Source organism: Nocardia sp. NPDC057440, assembly GCF_042802915.1.
In the GTDB taxonomy this organism is placed as follows: domain Bacteria; phylum Actinomycetota; class Actinomycetes; order Mycobacteriales; family Mycobacteriaceae; genus Nocardia.
Map to the genome: position 1 here is coordinate 114972 of NZ_JBHVDF010000017.1, position 12389 is coordinate 127360.

Consider the following 12389-nt stretch of genomic DNA (forward strand, 5'->3'; position numbering starts at 1 on the left):
CCGATGCCGAAACCCGTGGTGGTAGTGCTGGCACTACCGCGCCGCCCCCCGCGGCCGGTACCCCGAATTCGGGTACCCACGGCATGGGCGGTGGACGACGGAATTCCTAGGCTCGAATCCGAAAGGGAGCAAGGACGACTCCCCGGCTCGAACTGGAGGAAATCACTGCTCATGAACATCATTCGGCGAAGCTCCACCAGAGTCGCGCTGTCCGGAATCGCGGTCGGGGCGATCTTCGCCGCGACCGGATGTAGCGGTGACAATTCGACGCCCGCCACCCCGGCGACGCCGTCTCCGGCGCTCGTCCAGGCCTTGGACCAGGTCGTCGAGAGCGGCTTCCCCGGCGTTCAGGTGGTTATCGATGGCCCCCGTGGGCATCGAGTCCTGACCGCTGGGGTCGGCGATCTACAGACCGGCACTCCGTTCGCCGCGGACGCGCAGGTCCGGATCGGCAGCAATACCAAGACCTTCGTGACAACGGTGCTCCTGCAGTTGGTGGCCGAAGGCGAAGTGCAGCTCGACGCCCCCATCGAGCGGTACCTGCCCGGCGTGGTGCAGGGCACGGGGAACGACGGCAACCGAATCACGGTGCGGCAGTTGATGCAGCACACCAGCGGCATCCCTGACTACCTCGGTCACGGCACGGCCGATGGCGGCATGGCCGGCGAGGGTACTCAGCTCGACCCCACCTCTGAGGCCATTAGGTGGCAGCGCTTCGAGCCCGCGGACCTGGTCCGCAGGGCGATGGCGATGCCGCCGAATTACGAACCCGGCGCGCGCGCCGAGTACACCAACACCAACTACATCGTCCTCGGCATGCTGATCGAGAAGGTGACAGGCCGCTCGCCCGCCGCCGAGATCACCCGCCGGATCATCGAACCGCTCGGCCTGCGGGCCACCTACTTCCCGGCGCCGGGCGAGACCGGAATCCGCGATCCGCATCCGTCCGGCTACCACTCGACCGAGGGGAAGCGCGTCGATTTCACGAATACCGAAACTTCCTGGGCGGGCGCGGCGGGCGCGATGATCTCGACCGGCGCGGAGGTGAATCGGTTCTTCAGCGCGCTACTGGGCGGAAAGCTCTTGCCCGCGGCGCAATTGGCGCAGATGCGGCGGACCGTGCCGTTCGACCGCGAGCCGGGAGCCGGCTACGGGCTCGGGCTGATCCATCGCCCCGTGCCCTGCGGCACAGAGGTCTGGGGACACGGCGGCAGCATCCCCGGCTTCGAGGTCCGCACCGGCGTCGCCGCCGACGGCACCGCGGTCGTGGTGTCCACGAATCAACTGCCGACCAGCCAGGCGGAGTTCGACGCGGTCGAGAACGTCTTCAAGGTCGCCATCTGTGGCGGATGACCATCCGAAACACACTCCCCTACCACCACATTCGATCGAGCATCGGAGATTCGACAGTGAAACGCCACAAGGCGACGATGGCCGTCCAGGTCACCTTCGCCGCCCTCCTCGCGGGCACGGGTCTGGCCTGTGCCGCCCCCGCCGACGCCGACGGTCCGACCCTGGATCGCTTCTACAGCCAACCGCTGCAATGGAAATCGTGCGACGACTCACGCCTCGACCCGGCGGGCGCGCAATGCGCCGATATCACGGTGCCGCTGAATTACTCCGAACCACAGGGCGAAACGATCACGGTGGCTATTTCGCGGATGGCCGCCACCGATCCGGCGCAGCGCCGCGGCGTGATGCTGTCCAATTCCGGCGGACCCGGCGGCCCCGGACTCGATTTCATGGTCGACGTCAGTGCGGCCATGGCCCCCGACGTGCGGGCCCGCTACGACCTGATCGGCATGGATCCGCGCGGTGTCGGGCGGTCGTCTCCGCTCGACTGCCATTGGCCGCGCGGCTTCGGCTTGCAATCCGCCGGGATCGACGCGGTCGGCTTCGCCGAATCCGTTGCCACGCAAGGCGATCTGGCTGCCCGCTGCGCCGCCGCCGAAGGCGAGCGCCTGCGGTACTTCACCACCCGCAACACCGCGCGGGACATGGATGTGATCCGCGCCGCGCTCGGCGCGGAGAAAGCCAGCTACTTCGGCACCTCCTACGGCACCTACCTCGGCGCGGTGTTCACCCAGATGTTTCCGGAGCGCAGCGACCGGATCGTGCTGGACAGCAGCGTGGATCCGGACCGGTACGGCGCGGTCGGCATGATGCAGGACATGGGACCCATCAACGAGGCCGCGCTTGACCTGTGGGCGGACTTCGTGGCGGCCGACGACGGCGAGTACCACTTCGGCGCAACCCGCGACCAGGTCCGCGGCACGATGCTCGACCTGATCCGGCGCGCGGCCGCGGACCCGATCCGCCTGGGCGAGTACGCCGTCGACGAACACACACTGCCGATGATGCTGTTCGTCGGACTGGACGACCCGCGCAACTACGAAAAGCTGGCCGGGCAGATCCGTCAGGTCGCCGACGCCGCCGAGGGCAAACCGGTCGAGATCGCACCAGAACTCGACACCATGCTCTCGTTCATGCTCGACGCGAAGCCGCGCGACAGTTCGGCCCAGATGGCCATCATGTGCGGTGACGTCGCAACGCCTCGTGACCCCGCCCTGTACTGGCGCAATATCGAAGCCGCCCGGGCGGCCCAACCGGTCTTCGGCGCGTTCGCCAACAACATCACCCCGTGCGCCTTCTGGGCGCCGCCCGCCGAAGCGCCGACCCAGGTACGCAATGCGGTCCCCGCCCTGATCGTCCAGTCCACCGGAGACACCCGCACCACCCACCAGGGGGCGGTCGCCATGCGCCGCGACCTGTCGGCGTCGCGCATGGTCACCTTGCAGGACGTCCCGATCCACTGGATCTTCGGGAACTACCCGAACACCTGCACCTACGACGTGGTGAACACCTATCTGCGCGACGGCACGCTGCCCGCCGCCGACGTCACCTGCCGAGCCGACTGACAGCACCGCACCACCATCGTCCCGCCAGATCTCGAACCCGGAGGTGCCATGATTTCGCCGTCTGCCGGGACGGCGGATAGGTAATCGCCTGAGCCGCACCGAGGTTCAGGCGATTCGGCGTGCCAGAGCCGGTCGCGATCACGCGTTCAGATACGCGAGCACGGCGAGCACCCGCCGGTGGCCCACCTCATCGGCCGACAGCCCGAGCTTCGCGAAAATACTGCGAATGTGCTTGTGCACAGCACCTTCGCTGACCACGAGCCGCGCGGCGATCGTCGTGTTGTTGTGCCCCTCCGCCATCAGCGCGAGCACCTCCCGCTCCCGAGCGGTGAGCGCGCCGAGCGGGTCATCGGCTGTGCGGCGCACCAGCAATTGCGAGATCACCTCGGGGTCCATCGCGGTGCCGCCGTCGGCGACCCGGCGCAGCGAATCCAGGAAGCGGTCGACCTTGCCGACTCGCTCCTTGAGCAGGTAGCCGACGCCGCCCGCACCGTCGCCGAGCAGTTCCGCGGCGTAGCTGTCCTCCACATACGACGACAGCACCAGCACCGGCAGGCCCGGGTGCACGGCGCGGGCGCGCACCGCCGCACGCAGCCCGTCATCGGTGAAGGTCGGGGGGAGCCGGACATCGACCACGACGGCGTCCGGTCGATCGGCGGTCACCACGGCAAGGAAGTCGTCGGCATTGTCGACCGCCGCGACCACCTCGATGCCCGCGGTGCTCAGCAGGAGCACGAGGCCCTCGCGCAGCAGGGCATCGTCCTCGGCAATCACAACCCGCACGGCAGCTCCACCCGCAACACAGTAGGGCCACCGTCCGGACTGGTCAGCTCCATCCGGCCGTCGAGCGCCTCGGCTCGCCGCCGGATGCCTGCGAGCCCGCCGCCGTAGGCCTCCCCGGCGCCGCCGACCCCGTCATCGGAGATCTCGATCGCCAGCACCTCCGGCGCACCGCCGAGCACGATCGAAATGGATTCTGCGCCAGAGTGTTTGGTGGCATTCGTGAGCGCCTCGGCAATAACGAAATAGGCGGCGGCCTCGACTGCGGCGGGCCGCCTGCCGACCTGGCTCAGGTCGAGCACGACCGGGATGGGGCTGCGGGCGGCGAGCGCCGAGATCGCACTCGCCAGACCGCGATCCGACAGCACCGGCGGATACACGCTGCGCACCACATCGCGCAGCTCCGCCAACGCCGCCGTCGCGGTGTCCTGCGCTTTGCGCACCAATCCCTGTGCCGCCGCCGGATCCTGTTCGCGCAGTTGGTCGGCCAGGCCGAGCTGCATGATCACCGCGGCGATCCTGGCCTGCGCACCGTCGTGCAGATCGCGTTCGATCCGGCGCAACTCCGCGCCGTGCGCATCCAGCGCGGCCGCCCGTGTCGCGGTCAGCGCCGCCACCCGATCGGCCAGCAGGACATCCTCCGGTGGCGAGAGCAGTATTCTGGCCGCGGTTGCCTGCCATCCCGCGATCACGGGCAGTTGCAAGGCCACGGCTCCGACCGGCACCGCGATCAGCATGCTCAGCAATGCCGTCGACCATGAGTCGACCGCCATTCCGAAGTTGTCGACGGCACCGGCGGGAACCAACCGCCAATACGCCGGAATCACCAGCTGGTTGAGCGCGCTCAGCGGCAGCGCGACGGCCAGCACCCCGACATAGATTCCGGTCACCGCGTGCAGCAGCAGCCACCCGATATCGCGGCGATTGGCCGGATCGGTGAATGCTGTGGCGAGCTGCCTGCGCAGATCGCCTTCCATCGGCCGATAGACCGCTTCGATGGGCTCGCCGAGCCGCCGAGCCGCCCTGCGGCGTTCGACTCCGATCAGGGGTCGCAGCACCCGCAGCGCCTCGGGTATCGCGGGAATCCCGACACCGACCAGGCTCAGCGCGACCACCAGCAATAGCCCGATCACGGCAAAAAGGGACAAGACCGAGGTGACGCCACCGATGACCAGGTAACCGATCGCCGACGGCAGCCGCCGCAGCCGGTCCCGGAGGTAGTGCATGGTCAGCGCACCCATGACATCGTCACGACGCGACCGTAGCCCACGCTGCTCGCGCCGATGCCCGAGGGCAGTGCGGGGAACCGGCACCGGACGGCCCTCGCGTCAGGCTGCGCATGCTCCCGCCGGACCGGAAAACGCCGCGGCCTGGCACCGACGAGACCGTCGGAACCAGGCAGCGGCCAGGTCCGGTCGATTCACACCGAATCGACGCTACCTACCGATTTCGCTCCGGCACCGTTCGAACTCGCGGTGCCGTTGGCCGACGTCGCCACGGCCTCGACCGCATCTTCCGACGGATTCAAGACCTCGCCACCCGCGAGCGGCAGTCCTGTGCGCTCCACGACATCCGGTCCCGCGCCGTTCGCCGATTCCGCCGCGTCGCCCTTGGCCGCCTGGATCCCGCTCATCATCCGCAGCGGCACTTCCTTCCAGAACAGCACCAGGATCAGCGCGAGCAGCGCCACCGCGGTCGCCGTCAGGAACACCGTCGACATCGATTCGGCGAACCCGACCTTGAACGGCCGCGCCAGATCGGGGTTCAGCTGCTGGATGATCGAACTGTCCTTCAGCACATCACTCGCCGCCGACGTGTCCTGTGCGAGCAGGCCCTTCGCGAGTGCGGCATCGGCGGGGTTGCTGCTCTGCGCACCCTGGACGACCGCGTGCTGGAAGGCCGGATCGGTGGCCGCGGACTTCATCTCGGTGGAGATGTTCGGGGTCAGCTGCGCGAACAGAATCGAGAGGAACACCGCGACACCCAGCGTGCCGCCGATCTGCCGGAAGAAGGTCGCCGCGGCGGTGGACACGCCCATGTCCTTGGGCGGCAGCGCATTCTGCACCGCGAGGGTCAGCGGCTGCATCAGGTTGCCCAGGCCGAAACCGGTGCAGGCCATGAAGATCATGACCAGCCACAGCGGGCTGTCGGCGTCGAGGAAGTGCAGCAGGAACAGACCGAGCGTCAGCATCGACGCGCCGATCAACGGGAAGGCCCGGTAGCGGCCGGTACGCGAAATCAGCTGTCCGGACACGACCGAACCCGTCATCAGCCCGAGCACCATCGGCAACATCTGCAGACCCGCCAACGTCGGGCTCGCACCACGCACCACCTGCAGGTACTGCGGCAGCAGCGAAATACCGCCGAACATCCCGGCGCCGACAACAAAGGAAATGACAACGCCGAGCGCGAAGGTGCGGTTGGAGAACATCCGCAGCGGGATCAGCGCCTTGTCCTTCAACGCCTTCTCGACCAGCACGAACCCGATGATGCCGAGCACGCCGATCACGTAGCAGAGCACCGAACGCCCACTGCCCCAACCCCATTCGCGGCCCTGCTCGGCGACGATGAGCAGCGGCACCAGCCCGACCGCGAGCACGAACGCACCCCACCAGTCGACCCGGTCCGTCGAGTTCGGGCGCTTGGGCAGCTTGAGCACCTTGGATACGACGCCGAGCGCGATCAGCCCGACCGGCACGTTGACGAGGAAGACCCAGCGCCAGCCGCTGACCCCGAGAATGGTGTCCTGACCTGCGAGCACGCCGCCGAGCACGGGGCCGACCACGCTGGAGGTGCCGAACACCGCGAGGAAGTACCCCTGGTACTTGGCGCGTTCACGCGGACCGACGATGTCGCCGAGGATGGTCAGCGCCAGCGACATCAAGCCGCCCGCGCCGAGTCCCTGGAACGCGCGGAACGCCGCGAGCTGGTACATCGACTGCGCCAGTGTGCACAGCAACGAGCCGACTACGAAGATGGTGATCGCGGCCATGAAGAACGGCTTGCGGCCGAACATGTCGGACAACTTGCCGTACAACGGCGTCGCCAGGGTCGCGGTGATCAGGTAGGCCGTGGTCGCCCAGGCCTGCATCGAGTAGCCGTCGAGATCATCGGCAATGGTGCGGATCGCGGTGGACACAATGGTCTGGTCCAGCGCCGCGAGCAGCATGCCGAGCATCAGGCCACTGAGAATGGTCAAGATCTGCCGGTGGGTGAAACCGGTGGATTCCTCCACGGTTGCCGGTGCGGTCACGAATCGTTCTCCGTCTCACTGTTGTACAAATCCTGGTTGCCGCGGATGGCCGCGAGCATGGCGGGCTTGGCCTGCTCGAAATCGTCGACGAACTGCCGGAGCAGACCGGCGAAAACGGCCCGGTCCTGCGGCGTCCAAGCCGCCATCACCCTGGTCAGGTTTTCGTGCCTGCGCCTGCGGATCTGCTCCGCGACGGCGCGGCCGTGCTCGGTGACGACCAGCACGGTGGCACGGCCGTCGGACCGATCGGCTTGCCGCTCGACCAGCGTCCGCTCCACCAGCTGCGCGACCTGCCGACTGACCGTCGAGGCGTCCGAATGCACCGCCTCGGCGAGCGCGCCCGAGCGCATCGGTCCGTCGCAGAGCAGCCGGAACAGGATCGCGAATGCCGCGGGATCCACGCCGTCCCTGGTGCGCAACTGCGCCGCGACCCGGTCGCGGTGCCGCTGCAGCCGGGTGAGCTGGATCGCGATCGTTTCGACCGACTGATCGTCAGCGTCCACTCCGGCCTACCTTTACTTGCGTAAATCAATTAGTTGCGTGATGCAAGTATGTAGACGAGCCCGCGGCCATGGCAAGCGTTTTACCGGCCTTTACCGGCCCTTGAACTCCGGTGCCCGCTTCTCGAACACCGCCTGAATGGCCTCGGTGAGGTCCTCCGAGGGCAGGAATGCGGAGTTCCACGCGGACACATAGCGCAGCCCGGCGGCCACCTGATCCTTGGTCCGCTGCTCGAGCACGTCCTTCGCGCCCTGCACCACCAGCGGCGGGTTCGCCGCGATCTCGCGTGCCGTGGCGTGCGCCGCGTCGAGCACCGCGTCCTGATCGGCGAACACGTCGTTGACGAGGCCGATCTTCTCGGCACGCGCGGCGTCGATGTCCTTGCCGGTGAAAGCGAGCTCGCGCAGGTGCCCCTCACCGATGATGCCGGGCAGCCGGTGCAGCGATCCGATATCGGCGACGATCGCCACCTTCGCCTCGCGCAGGCTGAACTTCGCCTCCGCGCTCGCGTAGCGGATATCGACGGCGGCGATCAGGTCGAGCCCGCCGCCGATGCACCAACCCGACACCGCGGCGATGACCGGCTTGCGGCAGTCCGCCACCGCGGTCACCGCGGCTTGCATCCGGCGCACCTCGTAGAGGAAATCGGTCCGCGGCGCGGCGAAGGCCTTATCCGCCAACACCGAACCGAACGTCCCCGCCATCGCGGCCAGGTCCAGACCGTAGGAGAAGTGCTTGCCGGAACCGGTGAGCACGATCGCGCGCACCTCAGGGTCTTCGTCCAGGCCACGGAAGACCTCCGGCAGCTCACGCCAGAAATCCGGGCCCATCGCATTGCCCTTGCCAGGACCGGTCAGCGTCACCTGCGCGACGTGGTCCTTGGTTTCGACGGTGAAAGCCTGCCAATCAGTCATTTGTACAGCGTATCGAGCCGGACGCAGACCAAGACTCCGGATCCCGGAAATGCCGGCGCCAGGCCGCGGCGCATAGCGAACATCGCATGTAAATGCTGTGCAAAGAACGGTGCGCCGCGCTGGTTATCGCCCGACGCCGGCTCCATGATTGACACCGATCAGCAAACTTGCTCACCGGGCTCGGAGGTCATCGTGCTGATGCATCAAGGAATCGGTCTCGACCGCTTCAATACGATCAGTCGCGGCCGCGCCGTTCATGCCCTGTTCGAATGCTGCTGCAATGTCACATGGGCAGCCACGATCGCCGACGCTCGTCCGTTCCCGGATCGGGACGCACTGCTGGCCAAGGTGGATGTCGAGCTGCTGGCGCTCTCCCAGCCCGATCTTGATCGCGCCTTCGACGCGGTTGTCCACGAACAGTTCTCGCAGCGCGTCGTCACCGAGCTCGCACGGATCACCCGGGCGCACATCGACACCATGCTCGGGCCCTCCGACGGATACCCGGACTACTGACTGATTCACTCGCCCGGCGTACCGCCCGCAATCGCTCTACCCTTGTTTCATGCGCAGGTCCCTACCACCGGTCGCATGCCGGGTCGCGGACACATTGATCGCGCGCGGCCATCACGGTGTGATCGTCACGCAGCCCGCACCGACACCCACCCCCGCCGATGCCGCGCGGGCACTGGGCGTCGACGTGGGGGCCATCACGAAATCACTCGTGTTCCTACTCGACGAAGACCCGGTGCTGCTGCTGGTTTCCGGCGCGCATCAGGTCGATCTGCGCAACACCGGCGAGCGGCTCGAGGGCACCCTGACCCGCGCCCCCGCCGCGATGGTGCGGGAGGTCACCGGCCAGCCGATCGGCGGCATCGCTCCGGTCGGCCACCCCACCAACCTGCCGACCTGGGTCGATACCGCACTCTCCGAGCATCGCGAGCTGTGGGCCGCGGGCGGTCATCCGGACACCGTATTCCGCACGTCTTTTCGCGAACTGGTGCGGATCACCGCCGGACTTCCGATCGACGTGGACTGAATCTCGACCAGCGGCGATCACCCCACGCGAGCAGAGCGGCAGCCGGTGCGAACATCAATCGAACAACGACGTCGGCGCCCACCACCCTCGAACCGGGCGTAGCTTCGTCATGTGACCGAAGCACAACGGCCCGCCACGAATTTCCGGATTCCCGACGATCTGAGCGGCATCACCGCCGAGCAATACCGCGCCTCTATGCGCCACTATCCCGCGGGCGTCACGGTCGTCACGCTCTGCTCCGAGAACGGCCCGGTCGGCTTCACCGCGACATCCTTCGCGTCTTTGTCGCTGAAACCCCCGCTGGTCTCCTTCAACATCGCACACACTTCCTCGAGCATCGCCGCCCTGCTGAAGGCCGATTCGGTGGTCATCCACTTCCTCGGTGAACACCAGCACCACCTGGCCCAGCGCTTCGCGCGCGCCGCGGAGGAACGTTTCACCGACCGCTCGCTGTGGACCACCCTCGACACCGGCGAGCCGGTCCTGCACGGCACCCCCATCTGGGTCCGCGCCGTCATCCAACAGCTCATCCCCATCGGCGACCACACCCTCGCCGTCGGCCTGGTCACCCGCGTCCACGACAACACCGATGAAAAACCGGCCGCCGCGCCGCTGCTCTATTACAACGGCCGCTACCACCGCCCGAGCGCCCTCGGCGAATGAGCCCGGTTACCCGGCCTCCCGCGCGCTGAGGGTCGCGGACAACCACACAAAGACCGGTCAGCCGATGCTGCAGGGTGCGGCGCCGCCGGTGGTATCGAGGCTGGTGAAAGGGCGGGTTTCGGGGGTGGGGTTCCAGAGGCCATCGGTGGCGGCGTAGTTCCAGGTGGCGCCGGATTCGACGAGGGTGGCGACGGCGTCGACGAGGCGGTCGACGTCGGCGGAGCTGGTGCCGAGGCCGATGCTGGCGCGCAGTGCGCCGTCGAGACCGAGGCGGGCCAGTAGCGGGTGAGCGCAGAAGCGGCCGTCGCGGATGCCGATGCCGTGTTCGGCGGAGAGATAGGCGGCGACGTGGCCGGGGGCGAAGCCGTCCAGGGTGAAGGCGACGATGCCGACGGTGTCGGGGCTGTCGTCCCAGATGCGCAGCAGGTCGACGCCGGGGATGGCGGAAAGGCCGACGCGGAGTCGGTCGGCGAGCAGACGTTCGTGGGTGGCGAGGGTTTCGGGATCGATCGCACAGAGCGCCTCACAGGCGGCGGCGAGCGCGGCCGCACCGAGGACGTTCGGGGAGCCTGCTTCGTGCCGCTGCGGCGCGGGGGCCCAGTCGGCGCCCGTGGTGGTGACCTCGCGCACCGCGCCACCGCCTGCCAGGTACGGATCGGCGGCATCCAGCCAATCGCGGCGCCCGACCAGCACACCCGCGCCGTACGGCGCGTACAGCTTGTGCCCGGAGCAGGCGAGGTAGTCGATGCCGCTGTCGCGCAGGCTGATTCGGCGATGCGGAGCCAGCTGCGCGGCGTCGACCAGGATGCGCGCGCCGCACTGGTGTGCGATGGTGGCCAGCCGCTCCAACGGCAGCACCTCGCCGGTGACGTTGGAAGCCCCGGTGACCGCGAGCAGCGCGGCGGGCTTGCTGCACAGTTCGGCGATCAGCAGCCGGATAGTCTCGGCCACAGTGTCCGCGGCCCGAACTACGCGGCGGCCATTGCGCGTCCACGCCAGGAAGTTGGCGTGGTGCTCGATATCCAGCACCACGGTGTCGCCGGGCACGCACGCGGCGAGCAGGTTCAGCGCGTCGGTGGTATTGCGAGTGAACACCACCACTTGGTCGTCGTCGGCATCGAGGAACCTGGACACCGAACCGCGAGCCGCCTCGTAGCACTCGGTGGAGATCCGCGAGGCGTAGCCCGCACCGCGGTGCACGCTCGCGTAGAACGGCAACAGCTGCTGCACCCGGTCGGTGACCTGCGCCAATGCCGGTGCGCTCGCGGCGTAGTCGAAGTTCGCGTAGGTGGTCGTTCCGCCCTGGACGAGCGGCACAAGGAGGTCGCCGCCGGAAACCCGGGCGAGGGCGGCACAGGTCTGATCCACAACAACAGTCATCACGAAATCCCGTCGGTCATGGGACCCGGAACCAAGGGGTGTACGAGTCCGCGCTTGCCGCGCCCGGTCGGGCGGCGGCCAGGTCGTCACCTGGAGCACCCCACCGCGGAGGAGGGTTGCCGACCAGCTAGCCAGGGCTTGATGCTGGTACTCATGACCTGCACCGAGATTGGCAGACCGCACCGGCCGCTGTCAACCGGAATCGAAAACACGACGCCCGCGGCCAAGGCCCGGCGAGCATGGTCTCGGCCGGTCGAAACCGGTTGCGCGATGTCGTGATGTGCGGTCCCATCGGTGGGTGACGCTTTCCCTGCTGCTCAGTTTCGTCGGCCTGTGCGTACTGCTGTCGATCACGCCCGGCCCCGATTCGTTCCTGGTGCTGCGCTTCTCGATGGTGGACGCGCGACCCGGGATCGCGGCGGCGCTCGGGTCGGCGCTCGGCGGCATCGTGTGGGCCGTTGTGGTCGCGGCGGGCGTCGCCGCCCTGCTGGAGCAGTCGGCGACGGCCTATCGCGCGCTCAAGATCGTCGGCGGAATCTACTTGGTGTACTTGGGAGTTCGTGCGCTGATCGATCACCGGCGACAGCGGCGTGCCGCCCTCGACCCGACCGAAGCGGTTACCGCGCAGGCGAATTCCGGTTCCCCCGCATCGATTCGCTCGGCATTCGCCGCAGGGCTGGTGTCGTGCATGTTCAACCCGAAGGTCGGCCTGTTCTACCTGGCCGTGCTGCCCCAGTTCCTCACCGATGTCACCTTCGCCAACACCCTCGCCCTCGGCGCGGTCGAATCGAGCATCGCCGCGGTGGAGATGGTGCTGCTCGCGATCGCCGCCTCGCGCGCCGTGGCGATACTGCGCAAGCCGAAGGTCCGCGATCGCCTGGAGCAGGCGAGCGCGGCCGTCCTCGCGGCCCTCGGCATCGGCACCGCGGCCTCCGCCGCCTAGG

Annotated in this window: 12 protein-coding genes and 1 riboswitch; of the genes, 6 read left to right on the forward strand and 6 right to left on the reverse strand. The window is 68.0% G+C overall.

Annotated features, from left to right (window positions below; translation table 11 throughout):
* The first annotated feature begins 171 nt into the window (after nt 1-171).
* Nucleotides 172-1353: a serine hydrolase domain-containing protein gene (locus tag ACFU4Z_RS29345; RefSeq protein ID WP_379069167.1), complete on the forward strand. Its 1182-nt coding sequence runs from the start codon at nt 172-174 to the stop codon at nt 1351-1353.
* 56 nt (nt 1354-1409) lie between these two features.
* Complete coding sequence (locus ACFU4Z_RS29350; RefSeq protein WP_379069170.1) at nt 1410-2918, forward strand: alpha/beta fold hydrolase; 1509 nt, start codon at nt 1410-1412, stop codon at nt 2916-2918.
* Between the two features lie 138 nt (nt 2919-3056).
* On the opposite strand, the gene ACFU4Z_RS29355 is transcribed toward ACFU4Z_RS29350, so the two are convergent.
* The 5 genes from ACFU4Z_RS29355 to ACFU4Z_RS29375 form a co-directional block, all read right to left on the reverse strand.
* Nucleotides 3057-3701: a response regulator gene (locus ACFU4Z_RS29355; RefSeq protein ID WP_379069173.1), complete on the reverse strand. Its 645-nt coding sequence runs from the start codon at nt 3699-3701 to the stop codon at nt 3057-3059.
* On the reverse strand, nt 3689-5011 hold the full coding sequence (locus ACFU4Z_RS29360; RefSeq protein ID WP_379069176.1) for a sensor histidine kinase: 1323 nt from the start codon (nt 5009-5011) through the stop codon (nt 3689-3691). The genes ACFU4Z_RS29355 and ACFU4Z_RS29360 overlap by 13 nt, the downstream gene beginning before the upstream one ends.
* 107 nt (nt 5012-5118) lie before the next feature.
* On the reverse strand, nt 5119-6951 hold the full coding sequence (locus ACFU4Z_RS29365) for an MDR family MFS transporter (RefSeq protein WP_379069179.1): 1833 nt from the start codon (nt 6949-6951) through the stop codon (nt 5119-5121).
* Nucleotides 6948-7454, reverse strand: coding sequence for a MarR family winged helix-turn-helix transcriptional regulator (locus ACFU4Z_RS29370; RefSeq protein ID WP_379069182.1), 507 nt, complete (start codon nt 7452-7454; stop codon nt 6948-6950). Before ACFU4Z_RS29370 ends, ACFU4Z_RS29365 begins: the two co-directional genes overlap by 4 nt.
* 90 nt (nt 7455-7544) lie before the next feature.
* Nucleotides 7545-8366 (reverse strand): crotonase/enoyl-CoA hydratase family protein, encoded by an 822-nt coding sequence (locus tag ACFU4Z_RS29375; protein ID WP_379069186.1) that lies wholly within the window; start codon nt 8364-8366, stop codon nt 7545-7547.
* Here ACFU4Z_RS29375 and ACFU4Z_RS29380 point away from each other — a divergent pair.
* The 3 genes from ACFU4Z_RS29380 to ACFU4Z_RS29390 all read left to right on the forward strand — a co-directional run bounded on the left by ACFU4Z_RS29380 (nt 8325) and on the right by ACFU4Z_RS29390 (nt 10065).
* Entirely contained in the window at nt 8325-8879 is a 555-nt protein-coding gene (locus tag ACFU4Z_RS29380) for a 2-oxo-4-hydroxy-4-carboxy-5-ureidoimidazoline decarboxylase (protein WP_379069189.1), read from the forward strand. The two genes, ACFU4Z_RS29375 and ACFU4Z_RS29380, sit on opposite strands and share 42 nt — an antisense overlap.
* A 49-nt stretch (nt 8880-8928) precedes the next feature.
* Entirely contained in the window at nt 8929-9402 is a 474-nt protein-coding gene (locus ACFU4Z_RS29385) for a YbaK/EbsC family protein (protein ID WP_379069192.1), read from the forward strand.
* A 111-nt stretch (nt 9403-9513) separates the two neighbouring features.
* Nucleotides 9514-10065: a flavin reductase family protein gene (locus tag ACFU4Z_RS29390; RefSeq protein ID WP_379069194.1), complete on the forward strand. Its 552-nt coding sequence runs from the start codon at nt 9514-9516 to the stop codon at nt 10063-10065.
* Between the two features lie 57 nt (nt 10066-10122).
* Here ACFU4Z_RS29390 and ACFU4Z_RS29395 read toward each other — a convergent pair whose 3' ends face one another.
* Nucleotides 10123-11445 carry an aminotransferase class V-fold PLP-dependent enzyme gene (locus ACFU4Z_RS29395; protein WP_379069197.1) on the reverse strand — a complete coding sequence of 441 codons (1323 nt, stop codon included), beginning with the start codon at nt 11443-11445 and terminating at the stop codon, nt 10123-10125.
* 45 nt (nt 11446-11490) lie between these two features.
* Nucleotides 11491-11604, reverse strand: a riboswitch (SAM riboswitch).
* Between the two features lie 139 nt (nt 11605-11743).
* On the opposite strand from ACFU4Z_RS29395, the gene ACFU4Z_RS29400 reads away from it, so the two are divergent.
* Nucleotides 11744-12388, forward strand: coding sequence for a LysE family translocator (locus ACFU4Z_RS29400; RefSeq protein ID WP_379069199.1), 645 nt, complete (start codon nt 11744-11746; stop codon nt 12386-12388).
* Nucleotide 12389 lies beyond the last annotated feature (1 nt).